Below are 21,535 nucleotides of genomic sequence, written 5' to 3'. Positions count from 1 at the left end.
TAAATAATCGTAGGCCCGATAAGCGAAGCGCCATCGGGCGAAAAAAGAGCGTATCGACACAGTATACAGAAAAGTCCCCGCCGCCGCGAAAGCGCTGCGCCTGACATTGAAATTCACTACACTTACCCCCATTCTAGAAATAATATGCCCAGCGCCGGATGCGCGCTTCATTCACCTTATTCAACAGGACAGCGCTTATGACCAATCCATTACTGACGCCTTTTTCGTTGCCGCCGTTTTCTAAAATCCTCCCTGAGCACGTTGTCCCGGCTGTTACGCAGTCGCTGGATAATTGTCGCGAAGCGGTAGAGCGCGTGGTTGCTCAGGGCGCGCCGTACACCTGGGACAATCTGTGCCAGCAGCTGGCAGAAGTGGATGATGTGCTTGGCCGTATTTTCTCGCCGGTGAGCCACCTGAACTCGGTGAAAAACAGCCCGGAACTGCGCGAAGCCTACGAACAAACCCTGCCGCTGCTCTCTGAGTACAGCACCTGGGTCGGCCAGCACGAAGGGCTGTACAACGCGTATCGCGATCTGCGCGACGGTGAAAACTACGCGAAGCTGGATATCGCCCAGAAGAAAGCGGTCGATAACGCTCTGCGTGATTTCGAGCTGTCGGGGATTGGTTTGCCGAAAGAGAAACAGCAGCGTTACGGTGAAATTGCTGCGCGTCTGTCTGATCTGGGCAACCAGTACAGCAACAACGTGCTCGACGCGACTATGGGCTGGTCGAAGCTGGTCACCGATGAAGCTGAACTGGCAGGCATGCCTGAAAGCGCGCTGGCTGCGGCCAAAGCGCAGGCCGAAGCGAAAGAGCAGGAAGGTTATCTGCTGACGCTGGATATCCCGAGCTATCTGCCGGTGATGACCTACTGCGACAACCAGGCGCTGCGTGAAGAGCTTTACCGTGCCTACAGCACCCGCGCCTCTGACCAGGGGCCGAACGCCGGTAAATGGGACAACAGCCCGGTGATGGCGGAAATTCTCGCCCTGCGCCACGAGCTGGCGCAACTGCTGGGCTTTGACAGCTATGCTGAAAAATCCCTCGCCACCAAAATGGCCGAAAACCCGCAGCAGGTGCTCGATTTCTTGACCGATCTGGCTAAACGCGCACGTCCTCAGGGCGAAAAAGAGCTGGCTCAGCTGCGTGCCTTCGCCAAAGCGGAGTGTGGCGTTGATGACCTGCAGCCGTGGGACATCGCTTACTACAGCGAAAAACAGAAACAGCATCTCTACAGCATCAGCGACGAGCAGCTGCGTCCGTACTTCCCGGAAAGCAAAGCCGTCAACGGCCTGTTTGAAGTGGTGAAACGCATCTATGGCATCACCGCCAAAGAGCGTCACGATGTGGAAGTCTGGCACCCGGAAGTGCGTTTCTTCGAGCTGTACGACGAGAAGAACGAGCTGCGCGGCAGCTTCTATCTGGATTTGTACGCGCGTGAAAACAAACGCGGCGGAGCGTGGATGGACGACTGCGTCGGCCAGATGCGTAAAGCGGACGGCTCGCTGCAAAAACCGGTCGCTTACCTGACCTGTAACTTTAACCGTCCGGTGAACGGCAAACCGGCGCTGTTCACTCACGACGAAGTGATCACCCTGTTCCATGAGTTCGGCCACGGTCTGCATCATATGCTGACCCGTATCGAAGCGGCAGGTGTGTCTGGCATCAGCGGTGTACCGTGGGATGCCGTCGAGCTGCCGAGCCAGTTTATGGAAAACTGGTGTTGGGAGCCGGACGCGCTGGCGTTTATCTCCGGTCATTACGAAACCGGCGAACCGCTGCCGAAAGAGCTGCTGGATAAAATGCTGGCGGCGAAAAACTACCAGGCGGCGATGTTTATCCTGCGCCAGCTGGAGTTCGGTTTGTTCGATTTCCGCCTGCACGCGGAGTTCAGCCCGGAGCAAGGGGCTAAAATCCTCGAAACGCTTGGCGAGATTAAGAAGCAGGTGGCGCTCATTCCTGGGCCATCGTGGGGCCGTTTCCCGCATGCGTTCAGCCATATCTTCGCGGGCGGCTACGCGGCGGGGTACTACAGCTACCTGTGGGCCGATGTACTGGCAGCGGATGCCTTCTCTCGCTTCGAAGAGGAAGGGATTTTCAACCGCGATACCGGCCAGTCGTTCCTGGATAACATCCTGACGCGCGGCGGTTCCGAAGAGCCAATGGAGCTGTTCAAACGCTTCCGTGGCCGTGAGCCGCAGTTGGATGCGATGCTGGAACATTACGGAATCAAAGGCTAATCGCGTTCGTGAAAATTTGTTTGATGGATGAAACAGGCGCCGGAGACGGCGCCTTATCTGTTCTTGCCGCCCGCTGGGGGCTGGAGCACGATGCCGAAAATCTGATGGCACTGGTGATGACGCCGGACCATCTGGAGCTGCGCAAAAGCGATGAGCCAAAGCTTGGCGGGATCTTTGTCGATTTTGTCGGCGGGGCGATGGCGCATCGTCGTAAATTTGGCGGCGGTCGCGGCGAAGCGGTGGCGAAAGCGGTCGGTGTGAAAGGCAGCTATCTCCCGGATGTGGTGGACGCGACGGCAGGCCTGGGGCGCGATGCCTTTGTGCTGGCGTCGGTCGGCTGTCGTGTGAGGATGCTGGAGCGTAACCCGGTGGTAGCCGCACTTCTCGACGATGGCCTGACGCGCGGCTATGCCGATCCGGAGATTGGTCCGTGGTTGCAGGAGCGGTTACAGCTGATTCACGCCTCCAGCCTGACGGCGCTGACGGATATCACGCCGCGTCCGCAGGTGGTTTATCTCGACCCGATGTTCCCGCACAAGCAGAAGAGTGCGCTGGTGAAGAAAGAGATGCGGGTGTTCCAGTCGCTGGTAGGGCCGGATTTGGATGCGGATGGTTTGCTTGAACCGGCACGCCAGTTGGCGACCAAACGCGTAGTGGTGAAGCGCCCGGACTATGCGCCGCCACTGGCGGATATCGCGACCACTAATGCCGTGGTCACGAAGGGGCATCGGTTTGATATTTATTCGGGGACGGCGGAGGAGGGTGCGGCCTGATGCCCTCACCCCAACCCCTCTCCCACGGGGAGAGGGGCTCGATCGGTGGTTCCCTCTCCCTTTGGGAGAGGGTTAGGGTGAGGGGAAAACCTTACTCGTCTTCTTCATCACGCAGCGGAACAATCAGCATATCAACGTGAACGGTGTTGATCAGCTGGCGTGCGGAGGACATCAGTTTGCTCCAGAAATCCTGGTGATGACCGCAAACGACCAGATCCATATCGTATTTCTTAATCGCATCGACCAGCACCTGACCCAGATCGCCGCTACCACTTAAGGTTTCGGTAATTGGGTAGCCTGCATTGGTGGAGAGCTCAGACAGCGCGTGATGAGTCTCTTCGGAGATGCGTTTTTGCATATCGCCAAGATTGACGTCGATAAGACCGGTGTAGAGATCGGAGTAATTCACATCAACGTGAATCAAAGAAACTTTCGCGTTGTATGGGCGTGCCATGGATACCGCTTTATCAACCAGCACTTTGCTCTCTGGGGAGAGGTCTACCGCGATGAGAATGTGTTTGTAAGCCATAGTGTTACTCCTTCCTTAAGTTATCGATGACTATCAGTTAAGCCGTCGTCTATCTGTCTTCATTACGGCCCAGTTCAACAAATTTTTCAAGCTTTGGTGTTGATAACGATTAACCTTGTGGCAAAAAAATTAACGGATCTCCTACACTATTTAATGAGCCGTTCGGATATTAAAACGTGAACCCGATCGACTTTCGTCATTCTTTCACTGATCTGTCTGTCAGGGCATTGGGGTGCGGTTGTCCAGAAGTCTTGCTTCGTGGGCGGACGCCGGGGAGGAAGTATGATTAGCACCGTCGCATTGTTTTGGGCTTTATGTGTGGTTTGCATAGTGAATATGGCGCGCTATTTCTCATCATTACGCGCGCTATTAGTGGTACTTCGTGGTTGCGATCCGTTGCTTTATCAGTATGTGGATGGTGGAGGCTTCTTCACGTCGCATGGACAGCCCAGCAAACAGATGCGTCTGGTGTGGTACATCTACGCCCAGCGCTATCGCGATCATCATGATGACGAGTTTATCCGTCGTTGTGAGCGTCTGCGTCGTCAGTTCATTTTGACCAGCGCCCTGTGCGGGCTGGTTGTGGTGAGTATGGTGGCGCTCGTCCTCTGGCATTGAGCCAAAAAAAGCGGGTCAGTTTCCTGACCCGCTTTTTCATTTCCAGCCTTACATCAAATCAGTTTCAGCGACAGCCAGTACAGGCCACCCGAAAGCAGAATCGATGCCGGGAGGGTAAACACCCAGGCCATCAGAATGTTGGTCACGGTTTTACGCTGCAAACCGCCGCCATCAACAATCATCGTACCGGCAACCGAAGAAGACAGAACGTGAGTGGTTGAAACCGGCATACCGGTGTAGCTCGCCAGACCGATAGAAACGGCAGCGGTCATCTGCGCGGACATACCCTGCGCATACGTCATGCCTTTCTTACCAATCTTCTCGCCGATGGTGGTCGCCACACGACGCCAGCCAATCATTGTCCCGATACCCAGTGCCAGCGCGACCGCCATGATTATCCAGATTGGCGCGTACTCAATGGTATTGAGCATATCGCCTTTCAGTTTCTTCAGCAGACGCTGGTCATCGTTGTTCACATCAGGCTGTTTCGCGACTTTATCGGTCACATCAGAGATGCACAGCATGATACGACGCAGCTGGCCACGTTGATCAACGGTCAGTTTGTCGTAGCTTTCGATATCACTCAGCATTCCTTTAGCACGTTCCAGCGCGCTGATCGCGTTTGCCGGATGGCAGTGGAACTCGCCTGGTGCGGTAGTGGCGCCTGGCTGTGGAGAAGGAATCAGTTGATCAACACCGGTCACTCGTTTCAACAGCTCAGGGTGCTGCTGGAAGTAAACTTCGACGTTATTAACGGCATCACGGGTACGGGTGATTTCGTATCCGGTGGCGTTCATGTTGACCACGAACCCTGCCGGAGCGACACCAATCAGGACCAGCATGACCAGGCCAATGCCTTTCTGACCGTCGTTTGCGCCGTGAGAGAAGGCGACACCAATAGCGGAAAGAATCAGAGCGATACGCGTCCAGAATGGCGGCTTTTTCTTGCCATCTTTCTTTTCACGTTCTGCGGGAGTCAGGTGAATACGGGCGCGTTTTTTGGTACCGCTCCAGTAACGACGCAGGATGAAAATCAATCCACCTGCAACGACCAGGCCCACAATAGGGGAAATAATCAGTGAACCGAAGATCCCCATCACTTTAGGGATGTTCAGTGCGTCAACGACAGACGTGCCGGTCATCAGGGCGTTAGTTAACCCGATACCGATAATCGCGCCGATCAGCGTGTGAGAACTGGATGCAGGCAGGCCGAAATACCAGGTACCGAGGTTCCAGATAATGGCGGCAAGCAGCATAGAAAATACCATCGCAAGACCATGCGCTGAACTCATATTCAGAAGCAGATCCGTAGGCAGCATGTGAACGATGGCGTAGGCTACGCTTAGACCACCGAGAAGAACACCAAAGAAGTTAAAGACAGCCGCCATAACAACCGCAACTTGCGATCGCATTGCGCGAGTGTAGATAACCGTTGCGACTGCGTTCGCAGTGTCGTGGAAGCCATTGATAGCTTCGTAAAACAGTACAAATGCCAGAGCAAGCAATAGTAAAAGCCCGGTATGTAAATCCAGACCAGCAAACAAATGTAGCATAGGACGTTACGCCATTTAGGAGGACATGAACGCGGCGCATTATCCAGGACAAATGCGCAACGGGCAAAGTGAAATATAGCTTTTTTTTGATATACCTTCTGGTTTGTTTACGTCTGGTAAAGAAATATATTTTATATTTCAAATAAATGACTGACATATCGCTTTTTTGCGCTGGTGCGACCACATAGGAAACTTTACAATTCGCGCCGGTTAAACAAGAGGATTTTGATGTGGAAAGGTTTGATGCCGTCATTATTGGCGCCGGTGCGGCGGGAATGTTCTGTGCGGCGATGGCCGGGCAGGCGGGTCGTCGTGTTCTGTTGCTGGATAATGGTAAGAAACCCGGCCGCAAGATCCTGATGTCTGGCGGGGGTCGCTGCAACTTTACGAATTTATATGTCGAACCCGCCGCGTATTTGAGCCAAAACCGTCATTTTTGCAAATCTGCCCTGGCGCGATATACCCAGTGGGATTTTATCGATCTGGTCGGTAAACACGGAATTGCCTGGCACGAAAAAACGCTGGGCCAGCTGTTTTGTGATGACTCCGCGCAGCAGATTGTCGATATGCTGGTGGCTGAATGCGAGAAAGGTAGCGTCATCACACGCTTGCGCACCGAAGTGTTGAGCGTCTCGCGCGATGACAGCGGTTATACGCTGGAACTGAACGGCGACACGGTTAGCGCCGACAAACTGGTGATCGCCAGCGGCGGGCTGTCGATGCCTGGACTGGGCGCGACGCCGTTTGGCTATAAAATCGCCGAGCAGTTTGGCCTGAAAGTGCTGCCAACGCGCGCAGGCCTGGTGCCGTTTACCCTGCACAAACCGCTGCTGGAGCAGCTTCAGACATTGTCCGGCGTATCGGTGGCCTCGACGATCACCGCTGAAGACGGCACGGTTTTTCGCGAAAACCTGCTTTTCACCCATCGTGGACTGTCTGGCCCGGCAGTGCTGCAAATCTCCAGCTACTGGCAGCCTGGCGAGTTCGTTACCGTCAATCTAGTCCCGGACTGCGATTTGGCAGCGTTCCTTGATGAACAACGCGCTGCGCATCCAAATCAAAGCCTGAAAAACACACTGGCGATGCAGTTGCCGAAACGTCTGATTGAATGTCTGCAACTGCTGGGGCAAATTCCAGATGTTACGCTTAAGCAACTCAACGTACGCGATCAGCAGGCGCTGGTCGACACACTGACCCACTGGCGCGTCCAGCCAAACGGCACCGAAGGCTATCGTACGGCAGAAGTGACGCTGGGCGGCGTGGACACCGACGAACTCTCTTCCCGAACAATGGAAGCCCGCAAGGTTCCTGGCCTGTACTTTATCGGTGAAGTGATGGACGTGACGGGCTGGCTGGGCGGATACAACTTCCAGTGGGCCTGGGCCAGCGCCTGGGCCTGTGCGCAGGCACTGGCGCAAAGCGATTAATCATCCATTTTTTTGAATTCGCGGATATAACCTGACTATGCAAAAAATGTTAAAAATGCCAGCGCTGCTGGCATTGTTGTTATGTCTGATGATGACGCCTTTTCTTTCACAGGCGGAAGACGCTCCTGCGACCACCGAGACCGAACAGCCGGTAAAGGTGAACGTCAGCACCGCGCTTCCGGCTCTGCAAAAACGGCTGGATACGCTCAAGCAGCAGGTTTCTGCGGTGAAGACGGAAAAGAAATTCACCGCTCTGAATGACGATGCGCTCAAACTCGCCGAAGACGCAAATAAACTGGCCGTGCAGCTCGCACCCCAGCTGACGCAGATTCAGGCGCAGCTTGATGTCCTCGGCCCGGCTCCCGCTCCGGGTACGGTCACGGAAACGGCGCAGGTAGTCGGCCAGCGTAAGCAACTTAATAACAGCAAAACGCTTCTGACCACCCAGATTGAGCAAGTCAAAGCTATCGCCGTTAACGCCCAGAATCTCTCCAGCCAAATCTACGGCCTGCGACGCGATGCGCTGAAAACGCAGATCGCCCTGAATACGGGCAGCATTCTGGGGGAGAAATTCTGGTCGCCGCTGATCTCGCCCAACGAGAAAGACACGCAGCGGTTTAATGAATTTGGCTCGCAGGTCAGCGACGCCTGGCATCAGGCGTGGGACGAAGAGTGGTACTTAGGCTCCGGTTTTTATCTCTTACTGGCGCTCATTATTGGTCTGTTTGGACGCAAAGCGCTGGATAAACCGATGAACTGGATCCTGCCGCGCTGGTTGCCGCAGGGGCGTTTTCGCCGCAGCTTCCTCGCCTGTTTCACCACGCTCAGCACCACGGTAACGTTCGGCATCAGCATGCAACTGCTGTGCTATATCTTCACGCGTTTGCCGGACACCTCCCGCCTGGTGATGGATTTTGCCGATCAGTTGATTGAACTTACCTGGTTCTCGGCGGTGATTGCCGGTCTGGGGATCGCGTTGCTGTCGAACAGCCATCCGTCGTGGCGCTTGCCGGGCATTGCCGATCCGCTGGCGAAAACGCTCGCCTCGTTCCCGATTCTGCTTGCGGCGTTTATTTTCATTTTCGGCATTATTGAGCAGCTCAACGGCCTGGTCGGGTCGAGCATTGATGCGACGCTGTTTGGTAACGGTTTGTCGGCGCTGCTGGTGGCGCTGAACTGCCTGATCGCCCCAATACGCGTTAACCGAATGCGGCGTAAAATGCGCGCTGAAGGCGAGCAAACCGAGGCGCGTTCGACGATGGCGGGGCTGATCCATTTGGTGATCAGCCTGACGGCGTTCGTGATTCTGCTTGCGCTGTTGATTGGCTATATTCCGTTGGCGCGGTTTGTCACCTTTGAACTGCTGTGGATTGGCCTGGTGGTCAGCTGCCTGTACCTGCTGATCCACTTCGTGGTGGATCTGTGCGAAGCCGTGTTCTCGCCGACCACTCAAAGCGGGAAGATTTTACAAAGCACGCTGAGCGTCAACGAGCGCCATCTGTCTTTGGCATCGACGCTGTTCTCTGCGCTGGGTAAAACCACGCTGCTGTTGATGGCCCTCGTGGCGCTGCTCAACGGCACCTTCGGCACCACCACGCCGCTAGAACTGGTCAGTAAAATCGCCGACATCTGGGGCGGGAAAGGTCTTGAGAGCATGAATATCATCCCGGCGCACGCGGTCAATGCCGTGCTGTGCCTGGTGGTCGGATGGTATATTTTGCGCTCCTCACGCCGCTGGCTGGATCACGAATTCCTGCCGAAAACCACGATGGACAGAGGGCTGCGCGCTTCGCTGGTGACGCTGTTCACCAACGTCGGTTACGTCCTGCTGATTATGCTCACCCTGTCGATGCTCGGCATTGAGTGGAATCGGCTGGCGTGGATCGTCAGCGCCTTGTCGGTCGGTATCGGTTTTGGTTTGCAGGAGATCGTAAAGAACTTTATCTCCGGTCTGATTCTGCTGACGGAACGCCCGGTGAAAGTGGGGGATTTGGTGAGCATCAGTGGTGTGGAAGGTGATATCCGTCGCATCAACGTGCGTGCGACGGAAATTCAGCTCAGTGATAAATCCACGGTCATTGTCCCGAACTCGCAGCTCATTTCCCAGAACGTGCGTAACGCGACGATGGGTAATGCGCAGGGCGTCGCCACCATCGCGCTGACTTTCCCGCTGGATATCGACCCGGAACAGGTGCGCAATCTGCTTCTGGAAGCGTATTCCTTGCATGACTCCATTCTGGAAACGCCTGCGCCATCGGTCAGTTTTAAAGAGCTGGGGCCAAACGGCATTGTGCTGAGCGTGACCGGGTACGTGAACAGCCCGCGTATGGTCAGCGGAACGCGCAGCGACCTGCTATATGAAATCCTTAAAATGCTGCGTGCGGCGGGCATTAGCCTGAGCCAGACGCAAACAATGGTGCTGGAGCAGCCGCACAGAATCAAGGCTGAGGATGAAGCCAAAGGTCAGTGATAAACTTGATTGGGGCGGCATATAGCCCACTTTTTATTTTGTTCGTTTTTGCATTTTGCATGGTGTGTATTTGTACTCAAAAAGGGTTGTGTAATGGAATCTGCTCATCTCGGTTTCCCGACGGAAACCGTTGTTGTCTTTGTGGTGATGGCGGTCGGGGCGATGTTTATCGATCTCTTCATGCACCGTCACGACAAACCTATCTCGCTGAAAAGCGCCGTGATGTGGTCCCTGTTCTGGGTCATGTTAGCGATGGCGTTTGCCGGGTTCCTGTATGTCCATCACGGTGCCGAAATGGCGAGCCTGTTCCTCACCGGCTATGCGCTGGAAGAGGTGCTCTCAGTCGATAACCTGTTCGTGATGATGGCGATTTTCGCCTGGTTCGGCGTGCCGGATAAGTATCGTCATCGCGTACTCTACTGGGGCGTGCTGGGGGCGATTGTGTTCCGTGGGATTTTCGTGGCGATCGGGACCAGCTTGTTGAGCCTGGGGCCTTACGTGGAAGTGATTTTTGCGCTGGTGGTAGGCTGGACTGCGCTGATGATGCTCCGTCGCAACGAAGAGAGCGACGAGGTGGAAGATTATTCCCACCATCTGGCGTATCGCCTGGTAAAACGCTTTTACCCGGTGTGGCCGAAGATCAGCAGCAACGCCTTTTTGCTGACGCAGAAAGAGGTGGATGCGGAGCTGGAAAAACCGGAAAACCAGGATGTGATGGTAGGGCGCGTCAAAAAAGCGAAGCGCTACGCGACGCCGCTGCTGCTGTGCGTGGCGGTAGTTGAGCTGTCTGACGTGATGTTTGCTTTTGATTCCGTACCCGCGATTATCGCCGTTAGCCGCGAACCGCTGATCATTTACAGCGCGATGATGTTCGCGATCCTTGGCCTGCGTACGCTCTATTTTGTGCTCGAAGCGCTGAAACAGTACTTGGTCCATCTGGAGAAATCCGTGGTGCTGCTACTGTTCTTCGTCGCGTTCAAACTGGGGCTGAATGCGACTGACCACTTCTGGCACCACGGGTACAACATCTCCGCGAACATGAGCCTGTTTGTGGTACTGGGCGTGCTGGCGTTAGGAATTATTGCGAGCGTGGTGTTCCCTGGGAAACGTGCGGCCTGATATGCCCGGCGACGCTTCGCCTGCACGGGCCTACAAGTTTTGTAGGCCGGGTAAGGCGGAGCCGCCACCCGGCAAAAAAGCCGCACAGAATCTGTAGGCCGGGTAAAGCGAAGCCGCCACCCGGCGATACCGACTACTTAATCGGTGAATTACGTCGCGCTCTTGGCGGGTGGAAATGCCGCCAGTGTGGATCTTGCGCCGCCGCCAGCAGCTCATGGTCGCCGCGTGTATCGCCCCAGGCGCGCAGATGGTAATCGCTCAGATCGCCATACACCCGCTCCAGTCTCGCCACCTTCTGCGCACAGCGGCAGTTATGCCCGGTGATATTACCGGTCAATTTGCCATCCACCACTTCCAGCTGCGTGCCAATCAGCTTAATACCGAGCTTGTCGGCCCACGGCTGCAACACCAGCGCAGGCGACGCTGAACAGATCGTCACTTCCGCACCAGAATTCACTTCCGCCGCTACCGCCATCACGCCTGCCGGGCGCATCAACTTCCCCCAGTATTTTTCGCAAAACAGCTCGGCCTGCTGGCGCAGCCAGTGCTCGTCAACGCCGGTCAGGAATGTTCTCACCAGAACTTCTTTCAGTTCATCACGGGTGAGTTTACGGCGCACACAATGGATCGTCGGCAGCGCCATACGCACCAGGCGTCCGGCGAAATAGCGTTTGCCAAAGGCAAAGCGCAGAAAGGGGATAAAGCTGTCGTGATGCGTCAAGGTTCCGTCAAAATCAAAAACGGAAAGCACACGGGATTTTGCCACTGCCTCATCGGCGATCATATTGGTCATAAAGATGTCTTAGCTGAAATACACATTCTGCTCATTAGTTTACCTGCTTTACCTTCACAGTCCCTCAATCGCGTGCTTTTTTTTCGCAAACTGGCGATGGGCTCCAATGTCCTTTTTTGGACCGACAAGTGATTGGCTAAAAACCGAGCTGTCTATATTATCGCCACCTTGAAAGCCAATTCGAGGGAACATTGCCCCCTCACAGGTAAGGAAGAGCTCACTCACTGCTTAGAATTGTTATTTATGCTTAGACTGCTTATTTCAACCCTTTTGTTAAGTTTTGCTTCGTTTTCTGCGTTTAGTTTTCAACTGCCAGCATCGATGTTATCTCCTTCTCAGGAGTTTTCGTTAACCCCTGCGAGAGCATCACTGGAGCATCAGGAAAGCGGCCCGCTTCGCGCTCGCATTCTCGATGAATACCAAAAATGGAAAGGGACGCACTATGTGTGGGGGGGGTCTACACATCACGGCGTCGATTGTTCTGCCCTGATGCAACATCTGTTCAGTGACGCTGCTGATTTGTCGCTGCCACGCACCACGGGTGAACAGATCAACCGTGGCGTTCAGGTGGCAGAATATCGCCTGAAAGCTGGCGATTTGATTTTCTTTCAGACCGGTCCAAACCGCCGCCATGTGGGCGTCTATATTGGCGACCATCAGTTTATTCACGCCTCGACCAGCCAGGGTGTGACCGTCTCTACGCTGGCGAATAATTACTGGCATTCGCACTTCATTACCGCCCGCCGGGTGACAGGCACAGATGCCTAAATAATGTCGTCGACCACGCCGCCGTCCACGCGCAATGCCGCACCGGAGGTGGCGGAGGCCTGCACTGAACACACATACACCACCATATTGGCGACCTCTTCCACGGTCGAGGCGCGCTGGATAACCGACGTCGGACGATTGGCCATCACGAACTCTTTCGCCAGCTGTTCGAGCGATTTCCCGGTTTTTTCCATCTCGTCTTTCATCATCGCCGCAAATCCGTCCGACATTGTCGGTCCCGGCAGGACGCTGTTGACGGTCACGCCGCTGCCCGCCACGAATTTGGCCAGACCGCGCGCCAGCGACAGTTGGGCTGTTTTGGTCACGCCGTAGTGGATCATGTCGGCGGGAATATTGCACGCTGACTCAGAAGAGATAAACACCACGCGGCCCCAGCCTTTTTGCACCATGCCAGGCAGCAAGGCGCGCGACAGGCGCACGCCGGACATCACGTTGGTCTGCCAGTAGCGGTTCCAGGTGTCATCGTCGGTGGCGTAAAAATCCTCCGGCCCGTAAACCCCGGCGTTGTTCACCAGGATATCGACATTCGATGCCACTTTTAGCACAGACTCCACGCCCTCGGGCGAGCTGAGATCGGCAATCGTCGCCCGAACCTGCACGCCGGGAACCGCCTGTTGAAGCTGTTGAATGCCGTTATTAACCGACTCGGCGCTGCGCCCGTTGATGATCACTTCCGCACCGCTTTCCGCCAGCCCGCGCGCAATCGCCAACCCAATGCCGCCGGTAGAGGCTGTGACCAGCGCGACTTTCCCCGTCAGATCGATTTTCATGGTCTGTTCCTTATGATGATTAACGTTCAGACCCTAAAGCGTAGCAGGTGGCGGCGACCTCGACGGCACTCGCGCCAGCGAAACGTACATGAATAAAGGCGACAATTAATCCAAATCAAAAGTTCCGCACTCATTGCTTATTTATGACGAGAAAAAGATATTTTCTTGGTTCTGTTAATCATTCGTTTACTATTTTTTAAACTGAAGAGTTGAAATATATCCTTAACATGTCGTGAGCCTCATCACAAATAACCAGCTATGGATAAAAAATCATAATACATTGTAAATAAAATGATTTTTAAGGCTTTTAATCCGCGTCATCGGTTTTTGATTATTCATCTCTTAATTCTTTCCTAAGAAAAGAACGGTAGTTTGGCGTTAGTTGATGGTTTGTTGACATAAATGAAGTAGCGACTAAATTTTATTTCGTCTTTATTTAAATAACATCCCGCAAGATTTCACTGAGCCGCCCTTTACGGCAGTAAAGAATTAATATCGCAAGGAAATTAATAATGAGTGATTTTCTGCCTTTTTCACGTCCGTCGATGGGCGCAGAAGAAATCGCCGCCCTGCAGGACGTTCTGGCGTCAGGCTGGATAACCACCGGGCCGAAGAATCAGGCGCTGGAAGAAGCTTTTTGCACCCTGACGGGAAACCGCCATGCGATTGCCGTCAGTTCGGCAACAGGCGGGATGCATGTCACCCTGATGGCGCTGGGTATCGGGCCTGGCGATGAAGTAATCACCCCGTCGATGACCTGGGTGTCGACGCTGAATATGATCGTCTTGCTGGGTGCCACGCCGGTGATGATCGATGTCGATCGCGATACCCTGATGGTCACGCCGGAAGCTGTCGAAGCGGCGATCACGCCGCGCACCAAAGCCATTATTCCGGTGCATTACGCCGGTGCCCCGGCCGATATCGACGCCATTCGCACTATTGGCGAGCGCCACGGCATTCCGGTTATTGAAGACGCCGCCCACGCTGCCGGGACCTACTACAAAGGCCGCCACGTCGGCTGGCAGGGGACGGCGATTTTCTCCTTCCACGCCATCAAAAACATGACCTGCGCCGAAGGCGGGTTAGTGGTGACGGACGACGAACAGCTGGCGCAGCGTATTCGCAGCCTCAAATTCCACGGTCTCGGCGTCGATGCGTTTGACCGCCAGACGCTCGGTCGCGCACCGCAGGCCGAAGTGATCTCTCCTGGTTTTAAATACAACCTCGCGGATATCAACGCCGCGCTGGCCCTGGTGCAGCTCGGCAAACTCGGCAATGCCAACCGCCGTCGTGCGGAGATTGCCAGCCGCTATCTGCTGGAGCTTGCCGACACACCGTTCATGCCCCTGAATGTTCCCGCCTGGCCGCATCTGCACGCCTGGCATTTGTTCATTATTCGCGTGGATGAAGCGACGTGCGGCTATACCCGCGACGCGCTGATGGAAGCCCTGAAAGCCCAGGGTATCGGCACTGGCCTGCATTTCCGCGCGGCTCACACGCAAAAATATTACCGCGAGCGTTTCCCGGACGTGTCTTTACCGAACACCGAATGGAACAGCGCGCGCATCTGTTCACTCCCTCTTTTCCCGGATATGACTCATGACGACACAACCCGCGTCATTACCGCGCTCCATCAGCTTGCAGGACATGGACGTGTTTAGCGCGCCGCCAGTACAAAAAGTCTCTGTGGTGATCCCCGTGTATAACGAACAGGAGAGCCTGCCAGAGCTGATTCGTCGTACGACCGCCGCCTGTGACAGCATGGGCAAAGCCTATGAAATCTTGCTGGTCGATGACGGCAGCAGCGACGACTCCGCGATGATGCTCACCGAAGCCGCACAGGCCGACGGCAGTCATATCGTGGCGGTGCTGCTGAACCGCAACTACGGGCAGCACTCGGCGATCATGGCCGGTTTCAGCCACGTGACGGGCGATTTGATCATCACCCTCGACGCCGATCTGCAGAACCCGCCGGAGGAGATCCCGCGCCTGGTGGCGACCGCCGACGAAGGCTATGACGTGGTCGGCACCGTGCGCCAGAACCGTCAGGACAGCGTGTTCCGCAAGCTGGCCTCGCGCACCATCAACCGCCTGATCCAGCGTACCACTGGCAAGGCGATGGGCGATTACGGCTGCATGTTGCGCGCCTACCGTCGTCACATTGTCGATGCGATGCTGCACTGCCACGAGCGCAGCACCTTTATTCCAATTCTCGCGAATACCTTTGCGCGCAAAGCCACGGAGATCCCGGTGCAGCACGCCGAGCGCGAGCACGGGGAATCGAAGTACAGCTTTATGCGTCTGATCAATCTGATGTACGACCTGATCACCTGCCTGACCACCACGCCGCTGCGCTTGCTCAGCGTCTTCGGCAGCATCATTGCCCTGATGGGCTTTGCGCTCTCTGTGCTGCTGGTGGTCCTGCGTCTGGCCTATGGTCCGCAATGGGCGGCGGAAGGGGTCTTTATGCTCTTCGCCGTGCTGTTCATGTTTATCGGCGCACAGTTTGTCGGCATGGGGTTACTCGGTGAGTACATCGGCCGTATCTACAACGATGTCCGCGCACGTCCGCGCTACTTTATTCAACGTGTTGTCCGTCAGGAACACAAATCCTCTCAGGAAGGAAATCACCCATGAAAGCCGTTGTTTTTGCCTATCACGATATGGGCTGTACGGGCACGTTAGCCCTTCTGGAAGCGGGCTATGACATCGCTGCCATTTTCACTCACCCGGATACTGCGGGCGAGAACCACTTCTTTAGTTCCGTGGCGCGTATCGCCGCCGAGCGTGAAATCCCGGTGTATGCGCCCGATGACGTGAACCATCCGCTGTGGGTGGACCGCATCCAGAAACTGGCTCCCGATGTGATTTTCTCTTTCTATTACCGCAACTTGCTGTGCGATGAGATCCTCAACGCCGCACCGGGCGGAGCGTTTAATCTTCACGGTTCGCTGCTGCCAAAATATCGCGGTCGTGCGCCGCTGAACTGGGCGCTGGTGAACGGTGAAACGGAAACCGGCGTGACGCTGCACCGCATGGTGAAGAGTGCCGATGCCGGGGCGATTGCCGCCCAGCAGCGCGTCAGTATTGATGCCGATGACACCGCGCTGACCCTGCATCACAAGCTGTGTGCGGCAGCCCAGACGCTGTTGCGCGACGCGCTGCCTGCGCTGCGTCAGGGTACGATTAAAGAGACCGAACAGAACCACAGCGAAGCCACCTGTTTTGGCCGTCGCACCCCGGAAGACGGGCGTCTGGACTGGACCAAACCGGCGGCGCAGCTGCACAACCTGGTACGTGCAGTGACCGACCCGTGGCCGGGTGCCGTTGCCTATGTCGGGGCGAGCAAATTTATCGTCTGGAAATCCCGCGTGCGCGCGGACATCCCTGCGGCGAAACCGGGCACCGTCATTTCCGCTTCCCCGCTGATTATCGCCTGCGGTGAACAGGCGCTGGAGATTGTCACCGGACAGACGGAAAACGGTGTGTACATGCCGGGCACACAGCTGGCGCAGTCGTTAGGGCTGGTGAATGGCGCACTGGTCACCAGCGCTCCGTTTGTTGCCCTGAAACGCCGCACCCGCGTGCTGATCCTCGGTGTGAACGGTTTTATCGGTAACCACCTGACTGAGCGTTTGCTCAAAGACGACAACTACGAAATCTATGGCCTTGATATTGGCTCGGATGCGATCAGCCGTTTCCTCGACTGCCCGCGTTTCCATTTCGTGGAAGGGGATATCAGCATTCATTCCGAGTGGATTGAATACCATATTAAGAAATGCGACGTGGTGTTGCCGCTGGTGGCCATCGCTACGCCTATCGAATACACCCGTAATCCGCTGCGCGTTTTCGAGCTCGATTTTGAAGAGAACCTGAAAATCATCCGCGACTGCGTGAAGTACAACAAGCGCATCATCTTCCCATCCACCTCGGAAGTGTACGGTATGTGCACCGACAAAGTGTTCGACGAAGACACCTCGAACCTGGTCGTCGGGCCTATCAACAAACAGCGCTGGATTTACTCGGTATCGAAACAGCTGCTGGACCGCGTTATCTGGGCATACGGTGAAAAAGAAAATCTGCGCTTCACCCTGTTCCGTCCGTTTAACTGGATGGGACCGCGCCTTGATAACCTCAACGCGGCGCGAATCGGCAGTTCGCGGGCGATCACCCAACTGATCCTCAATCTGGTGGAAGGCTCACCGATTAAGCTGATTGAAGGCGGCAAACAGAAACGCTGCTTTACTGATATCAGCGACGGCATCGAAGCCCTGTTCCGCATCATCGAGAACAAAGACGGGCGCTGCGACGGGGAAATCATCAACATCGGTAACCCGGAAAACGAAGCGAGCATCCGCGAGCTGGCCGAAATGCTGCTTGAAAGCTTCGAGCGCCATCCGCTGCGCGACCGCTTCCCGCCGTTTGCCGGTTTCCGCGAAGTGGAAAGCAGCAGCTATTATGGCAAAGGATATCAGGACGTTGAGCACCGCAAACCGAGCATCCGCAATGCGAAACGCTGCCTGAACTGGGAGCCGACGGTGGATATGGTTCAGACCATCGACGAAACCCTCGATTTCTTCCTGCGCACCGTGGAGCTGACGGAACAGGCATCATGAAAAAAGTCGGTTTACGCATTGATGTCGATACCTTTCGTGGCACCCGCGACGGCGTGCCACGCCTGCTGGAACTGCTGAGCGAGCATCATGTTCGCGCCAGCTTTTTCTTCAGCGTCGGGCCTGACAACATGGGGCGCCATCTGTGGCGCCTGTTTAAACCGACCTTTCTGATGAAAATGCTGCGCTCCCGTGCGGCATCCCTTTACGGCTGGGATATTCTGCTGGCGGGCACCGCCTGGCCCGGCAAGCGCATCGGGGCGGGCAACGAAGAGGTGATCCGCGCCGCGGCTCTGAGCCATGAAGTCGGGCTGCACGCCTGGGATCATCACGCCTGGCAGGCCTGGAGCGGGGTGTGGAAAATCCCTCGTCTGACCCGCGAAGTGGAGCGTGGGATGATGGAGCTGGAGGCGATCCTCGGCAAGCCGGTTCACTGCTCGGCGGTAGCTGGCTGGCGTGCCGATCAGCGTGTGGTGCGTGCCAAAGAGCCGTTTACGTTTCGCTATAACAGCGACTGCCGCGGTTCTGGGCCGTTTTTGCCCCAGCTCGGCGAGACGCGGCTCGGTACCGTACAAATTCCGGTGACGCTCCCGACCTGGGATGAAGTGGTCGGGCGGGAAGTGACGGCGGAGAATTTTAACCGCTATATCCTCGACTGTATCCACCGCGATACCGGCACGCCGGTCTACACTATCCACGCCGAAGTGGAGGGGATTGCGTATCAGCAGGACTTCGCGGCGCTGCTGCAACTGGCCGCGCAGGAAGGCATTCAGTTTTGTCCGTTAAGCGAGATGTTGCCCGACGACCTCAGCACGTTACCCGTCGGCAAAATTGTCCGTAATGAAATGGCCGGTCGCGAAGGCTGGCTTGGCTATCAACAAACCGTGAGCCCAGCTCCATGAAATCTGCGCGTTTTAGTGTCGCTCTTTTCGTTCTGTTTGCGCTTTACTATCTGTTGCCCGTTGATATCCGCCTGCTCTGGCAGCCGGATGAAACGCGCTATGCGGAGATCAGCCGTGAAATGCTGGCCACTGGAAACTGGGTGGTGCCGCATTTCCTTGGGCTGCGCTATTTTGAAAAACCAATTGCTGGATACTGGATCAACAGCCTCGGCCAGATGCTGTTTGGCGACTCGAACTTTGCCGTGCGTGCCGGGGCGATTTTTTCCACCGGGCTGACCGCGCTGCTGGTTATCTGGCTGGCCTGGCAAATCTGGCGCGATAAACGCGTGGCGCTGACCTCTGGCGTGATTTTCCTCACCTTGCTGCTGGTCTATGGTGTTGGCACTTACGCGGTGCTGGACCCGATGATCACCCTCTGGCTGGTCGCCGCGATGTGCAGCTTCTGGATTGCCGCGCAGGCGAACACCCGTGCGGGCAAAATCGGCGGCTACCTGCTGCTGGGGCTGGCCTGTGGCATGGGCGTCATGACCAAAGGATTTTTGGCACTGGCGGTACCGGTCGTCGCCGTACTGCCGTGGGTCATCGTGCAAAAACGCTGGAAAGAGGTGCTGCTGTTCGGCTGGCTGGCGGTGCTGAGCTGCGTGCTGATCGTCCTGCCGTGGGCGCTGGCGATTGCCCATCGCGAGCCGGATTTCTGGCGCTACTTCTTCTGGGTCGAGCATGTCCAGCGTTTTGCCAGCAGCGATGCCCAGCACAAAGCGCCGTTCTGGTACTACATTCCGTTCCTGATGGCGGGAAGTTTACCGTGGCTGGCGCTGCTGCCTGGCGCACTGCGGCTCGGCTGGCGCGATAGTAAGGACGCGCGCGGTGGGTTCTATTTATTAGGCTGGGTGGTGATGCCGCTGCTGTTTTTCAGCATCGCGAAGGGCAAACTACCCACCTACATTTTGCCGTGCTTTGCACCGCTGGCGATGCTGATGGCGCGCTACGCCTGTTCGCTTGTCGGCAACGGCGTGAAAGTTCTGCGGGCCAACGCGGTAATCAACCTGGCATTTGGCGTGCTGGGCGTCGTCGTGGCGCTGGTTGTCTCGCCGTGGGGGCCGACGAAACATCCGGTCTGGACCTCCATCGAGCTGTACAAAGTCTTCTGCGCGGTAGTGGCGTTTCTGGTCTGGGCGCTCGTCGGCTGGTGGACATTACGCCGGGCTGAGCAGCGCTGGTGGCTGGCGGCGATCTGCCCGCTGGGGCTGGGGCTGTTGCTGGGATTCGCCGTGCCCAATCGGGTGGTGGATTCCAAACAGCCCCAGTCGCTGGTGGATACGGTGCGACAGCCGCTCACGGAAAGCACCTTTGTGCTGGCCAATAACGTCGGGATTGCCTCCGGGCTGGCGTGGGACCTGAAACGCAGCGATATCATCATGTTTGGTCAGAGCGGTGAGCTGAAATACGGCTTGGACTATCCTGATGTAAAAGGGCGTTATATCGGCAAAGATGATTTCGCCAGCTGGCTGGCGGACCATCGTGCGCAGGGGAAAATCTCGCTGGTGATTTTACTGTCGAAAAACGATGACCTCGCGCGCGCTGAGTTACCCAAGCCTGACACTCTCATCATCCAGGGACGTCTGGCCTATCTGCAGTATTTGCCACAATGACGGTCTGGATCTGGCTGGGACTGGCAAGCCTACTGAGCTGCGCGGGCCAACTCTGCCAGAAACAGGCCACGCGCCCGGCAAAAAGCGGCGGGCGTGGGAGGCATATCGTATTCTGGCTCGGCCTGGCCCTGCTGGCGCTGGGCGTCGGCATGGTGCTGTGGCTGATGGTGCTTCAGCGCGTGCCGGTGGGGATCGCGTACCCGATGCTGAGCCTGAATTTTGTCTGGGTCACGCTGGCTGCAAAAGCGTTCTGGCATGAGAAGATCGCGCCTCATCACTGGCTGGGCGTCGGATTGATCATGGCCGGTATTGTGCTGCTGGGAGGTAGCCTGTGAAAGGGATATTCTGGGCGCTGTGCAGCGTGGTACTGGTCAGTGGGGCGCAGCTCCTGCTGCGCTCGGCGATGGTCTCTCTCCCGCCGGTCGCTGAACCGCTCTCTTTACTGAGGGCGTTATTCCATTTCGCCACAGGCAGCGGCATGTTGCTTTTGGGGTTGAGCGGTTACATCGCCTCGATGGGCTGCTGGTATCTGGCGCTGCACCGCATGGCGCTGAGTCAGGCCTATGCGCTACTCAGCCTGAGCTACATTCTGGTGTGGATTGCCGCTATCGTGCTACCCGGCTGGAGTGAACGTTTCTCCTGGGCCGGGCTGGCGGGCGTCGGTTTGATTATCGCGGGCGTACTGGTTATTTTTCTGCCAGCAGCGAAAAAGGTGAAATAGACTCAGCGGTGAGTTCAAAAGGGGTTGGCGTACACACCGCCAGGCTCAGGGAGCCGAACTGGATTTGGCTCACCGGATGAGGCTGTTTTGCCGCGCTGTCGACACTGACAATCTGCCAGGCGCTGCCGCCGCGCTGTTTAACAATCGCCTCTTTGCGCGTCCAGATGCGCCAGAACGCCGACAGTTTTTGTTCCGGCGTTTCCTGTTCCAGCTCGTGATGCTCGGCGACGCTGAACACGGCGTTAGCCAACGCCTGCCAGTTATCGCGCGGGCGGATCACTTCGATATCGCAACCGACTTCGCCTTCATCACTCAGCAGCAGGGCAATATCATCCCCGCTGTGGCTCAGGTTGAACCACAGCGGACGAGCGTCGACAAACGCCGGTTTACCCTGTTCACCAAAGACGATTTCCGGCAGCGGCGCGGGGGACAATGCGCGAGTGAGCAGCGTCCGGCCCGCGAGCCAACGAGCACGTCGCGCGCCCTGCGGTGCGATGTCTGAAAGCGCTGAAGCATAAGGATCAGCGTTAAGAGTCGAGATTTTTCCCAGTACAAACTGGTACATA

Annotated in this window: 19 protein-coding genes; 14 read left to right on the top strand and 5 right to left on the bottom strand. The window is 56.3% G+C overall.

Going from position 1 to position 21,535, the window contains the following annotated elements; translation table 11 throughout:
* The first annotated feature begins 197 nt into the window (after positions 1–197).
* Together prlC and rsmJ are read left to right on the top strand one after the other, a co-directional pair.
* Positions 198–2,240, top strand: a complete 2,043-nt coding sequence (gene prlC, locus C3708_RS12020; RefSeq protein WP_103947412.1) for an oligopeptidase A — start codon at positions 198–200, stop codon at positions 2,238–2,240.
* Positions 2,241–2,248: 8 nt separating this feature from the next.
* Entirely contained in the window at positions 2,249–3,013 is a 765-nt protein-coding gene (gene rsmJ, locus C3708_RS12015; RefSeq protein ID WP_103949427.1) for a 16S rRNA (guanine(1516)-N(2))-methyltransferase RsmJ, read from the top strand.
* A gap of 91 nt (positions 3,014–3,104) precedes the next feature.
* Here the strand turns inward: rsmJ and uspA are convergent, their stop codons facing one another.
* Positions 3,105–3,542, bottom strand: coding sequence for a universal stress protein UspA (uspA, locus tag C3708_RS12010; RefSeq protein WP_003861223.1), 438 nt, complete (start codon positions 3,540–3,542; stop codon positions 3,105–3,107).
* Between the two features lie 282 nt (positions 3,543–3,824).
* Between uspA and uspB the strand changes: the two genes are divergently transcribed.
* Positions 3,825–4,160, top strand: coding sequence for a universal stress protein UspB (gene uspB, locus C3708_RS12005; RefSeq protein WP_103947410.1), 336 nt, complete (start codon positions 3,825–3,827; stop codon positions 4,158–4,160).
* A 53-nt stretch (positions 4,161–4,213) separates the two neighbouring features.
* Here uspB and pitA read toward each other — a convergent pair whose 3' ends face one another.
* Positions 4,214–5,713 (bottom strand): inorganic phosphate transporter PitA, encoded by a 1,500-nt coding sequence (pitA, locus tag C3708_RS12000; protein WP_095283809.1) that lies wholly within the window; start codon positions 5,711–5,713, stop codon positions 4,214–4,216.
* Positions 5,714–5,943: 230 nt separating this feature from the next.
* Between pitA and C3708_RS11995 the strand changes: the two genes are divergently transcribed.
* The 3 genes from C3708_RS11995 to C3708_RS11985 all read left to right on the top strand — a co-directional run bounded on the left by C3708_RS11995 (position 5,944) and on the right by C3708_RS11985 (position 10,729).
* Positions 5,944–7,140 (top strand): NAD(P)/FAD-dependent oxidoreductase, encoded by a 1,197-nt coding sequence (locus C3708_RS11995; RefSeq protein WP_095283808.1) that lies wholly within the window; start codon positions 5,944–5,946, stop codon positions 7,138–7,140.
* A 37-nt stretch (positions 7,141–7,177) separates the two neighbouring features.
* Entirely contained in the window at positions 7,178–9,610 is a 2,433-nt protein-coding gene (locus C3708_RS11990) for a DUF3772 domain-containing protein (RefSeq protein ID WP_095283807.1), read from the top strand.
* Positions 9,611–9,703: 93 nt separating this feature from the next.
* Positions 9,704–10,729, top strand: coding sequence for a TerC/Alx family metal homeostasis membrane protein (locus C3708_RS11985; protein WP_095283806.1), 1,026 nt, complete (start codon positions 9,704–9,706; stop codon positions 10,727–10,729).
* 133 nt (positions 10,730–10,862) lie between these two features.
* Here the strand turns inward: C3708_RS11985 and C3708_RS11980 are convergent, their stop codons facing one another.
* Positions 10,863–11,522, bottom strand: a complete 660-nt coding sequence (locus C3708_RS11980) for an HAD family hydrolase (RefSeq protein WP_103949426.1) — start codon at positions 11,520–11,522, stop codon at positions 10,863–10,865.
* Positions 11,523–11,843: 321 nt separating this feature from the next.
* On the opposite strand from C3708_RS11980, the gene C3708_RS11975 reads away from it, so the two are divergent.
* A complete protein-coding gene (locus C3708_RS11975) occupies positions 11,844–12,290 on the top strand; it encodes an NlpC/P60 family protein (protein WP_103949425.1) in 447 nt (148 codons plus the stop codon).
* Here C3708_RS11975 and C3708_RS11970 read toward each other — a convergent pair.
* Positions 12,287–13,081 carry an SDR family NAD(P)-dependent oxidoreductase gene (locus C3708_RS11970; RefSeq protein WP_095283804.1) on the bottom strand — a complete coding sequence of 265 codons (795 nt, stop codon included), beginning with the start codon at positions 13,079–13,081 and terminating at the stop codon, positions 12,287–12,289. The genes C3708_RS11975 and C3708_RS11970 overlap by 4 nt on opposite strands.
* A 512-nt stretch (positions 13,082–13,593) precedes the next feature.
* Here C3708_RS11970 and arnB point away from each other — a divergent pair.
* The 7 genes from arnB to arnF are packed head-to-tail and all read left to right on the top strand — an operon-like array spanning position 13,594 to position 20,969.
* A complete protein-coding gene (gene arnB, locus C3708_RS11965) occupies positions 13,594–14,742 on the top strand; it encodes a UDP-4-amino-4-deoxy-L-arabinose aminotransferase (protein ID WP_095283803.1) in 1,149 nt (382 codons plus the stop codon).
* The gene (arnC, locus tag C3708_RS11960; RefSeq protein WP_095284418.1) at positions 14,735–15,718 is read left to right on the top strand and encodes an undecaprenyl-phosphate 4-deoxy-4-formamido-L-arabinose transferase; all 984 of its coding nucleotides are present in this window, start codon (positions 14,735–14,737) and stop codon (positions 15,716–15,718) included. Before arnB ends, arnC begins: the two co-directional genes overlap by 8 nt.
* Entirely contained in the window at positions 15,715–17,697 is a 1,983-nt protein-coding gene (gene arnA / locus C3708_RS11955) for a bifunctional UDP-4-amino-4-deoxy-L-arabinose formyltransferase/UDP-glucuronic acid oxidase ArnA (protein ID WP_103947407.1), read from the top strand. The genes arnC and arnA overlap by 4 nt, the downstream gene beginning before the upstream one ends.
* Complete coding sequence (gene arnD / locus C3708_RS11950; RefSeq protein ID WP_103949424.1) at positions 17,694–18,596, top strand: 4-deoxy-4-formamido-L-arabinose-phosphoundecaprenol deformylase; 903 nt, start codon at positions 17,694–17,696, stop codon at positions 18,594–18,596. The genes arnA and arnD overlap by 4 nt, the downstream gene beginning before the upstream one ends.
* On the top strand, positions 18,593–20,248 hold the full coding sequence (gene arnT / locus C3708_RS11945) for a lipid IV(A) 4-amino-4-deoxy-L-arabinosyltransferase (RefSeq protein WP_103949423.1): 1,656 nt from the start codon (positions 18,593–18,595) through the stop codon (positions 20,246–20,248). Before arnD ends, arnT begins: the two co-directional genes overlap by 4 nt.
* Positions 20,245–20,583: a 4-amino-4-deoxy-L-arabinose-phosphoundecaprenol flippase subunit ArnE gene (gene arnE / locus C3708_RS11940; protein ID WP_103947405.1), complete on the top strand. Its 339-nt coding sequence runs from the start codon at positions 20,245–20,247 to the stop codon at positions 20,581–20,583. The genes arnT and arnE overlap by 4 nt, the downstream gene beginning before the upstream one ends.
* Positions 20,580–20,969, top strand: coding sequence for a 4-amino-4-deoxy-L-arabinose-phosphoundecaprenol flippase subunit ArnF (gene arnF, locus C3708_RS11935; protein WP_103949422.1), 390 nt, complete (start codon positions 20,580–20,582; stop codon positions 20,967–20,969). The genes arnE and arnF overlap by 4 nt, the downstream gene beginning before the upstream one ends.
* Here the strand turns inward: arnF and acpT are convergent.
* Positions 20,935–21,534 carry a 4'-phosphopantetheinyl transferase AcpT gene (acpT, locus tag C3708_RS11930; RefSeq protein ID WP_103949421.1) on the bottom strand — a complete coding sequence of 200 codons (600 nt, stop codon included), beginning with the start codon at positions 21,532–21,534 and terminating at the stop codon, positions 20,935–20,937. The two genes, arnF and acpT, sit on opposite strands and share 35 nt — an antisense overlap.
* Position 21,535 lies beyond the last annotated feature (1 nt).

It is taken from the genome of Lelliottia sp. 7254-16 (assembly GCF_002922995.1).
GTDB classification, from domain to species: domain Bacteria; phylum Pseudomonadota; class Gammaproteobacteria; order Enterobacterales; family Enterobacteriaceae; genus Enterobacter; species Enterobacter jeotgali.
This window is presented reverse-complemented; position numbering and strand designations above follow the sequence as displayed.

What these genes read in the sequence shown, in the direction of transcription:
- prlC (WP_103947412.1), top strand. Translation starts at nt 198, where the DNA reads ATGACCAATCCATTACTGACGCCTTTTTCGTTGCCGCCGTTTTCTAAA.
- uspA (WP_003861223.1), bottom strand. Translation starts at nt 3,542, where the DNA reads ATGGCTTACAAACACATTCTCATCGCGGTAGACCTCTCCCCAGAGAGC.
- uspB (WP_103947410.1), top strand. Translation starts at nt 3,825, where the DNA reads ATGATTAGCACCGTCGCATTGTTTTGGGCTTTATGTGTGGTTTGCATA.
- pitA (WP_095283809.1), bottom strand. Translation starts at nt 5,713, where the DNA reads ATGCTACATTTGTTTGCTGGTCTGGATTTACATACCGGGCTTTTACTA.
- C3708_RS11990 (WP_095283807.1), top strand. Translation starts at nt 7,178, where the DNA reads ATGCAAAAAATGTTAAAAATGCCAGCGCTGCTGGCATTGTTGTTATGT.
- C3708_RS11985 (WP_095283806.1), top strand. Translation starts at nt 9,704, where the DNA reads ATGGAATCTGCTCATCTCGGTTTCCCGACGGAAACCGTTGTTGTCTTT.
- C3708_RS11980 (WP_103949426.1), bottom strand. Translation starts at nt 11,522, where the DNA reads ATGACCAATATGATCGCCGATGAGGCAGTGGCAAAATCCCGTGTGCTT.
- C3708_RS11975 (WP_103949425.1), top strand. Translation starts at nt 11,844, where the DNA reads ATGTTATCTCCTTCTCAGGAGTTTTCGTTAACCCCTGCGAGAGCATCA.
- C3708_RS11970 (WP_095283804.1), bottom strand. Translation starts at nt 13,081, where the DNA reads ATGAAAATCGATCTGACGGGGAAAGTCGCGCTGGTCACAGCCTCTACC.
- arnB (WP_095283803.1), top strand. Translation starts at nt 13,594, where the DNA reads ATGAGTGATTTTCTGCCTTTTTCACGTCCGTCGATGGGCGCAGAAGAA.
- arnA (WP_103947407.1), top strand. Translation starts at nt 15,715, where the DNA reads ATGAAAGCCGTTGTTTTTGCCTATCACGATATGGGCTGTACGGGCACG.
- arnD (WP_103949424.1), top strand. Translation starts at nt 17,694, where the DNA reads ATGAAAAAAGTCGGTTTACGCATTGATGTCGATACCTTTCGTGGCACC.
- arnT (WP_103949423.1), top strand. Translation starts at nt 18,593, where the DNA reads ATGAAATCTGCGCGTTTTAGTGTCGCTCTTTTCGTTCTGTTTGCGCTT.
- arnE (WP_103947405.1), top strand. Translation starts at nt 20,245, where the DNA reads ATGACGGTCTGGATCTGGCTGGGACTGGCAAGCCTACTGAGCTGCGCG.
- acpT (WP_103949421.1), bottom strand. Translation starts at nt 21,534, where the DNA reads ATGTACCAGTTTGTACTGGGAAAAATCTCGACTCTTAACGCTGATCCT.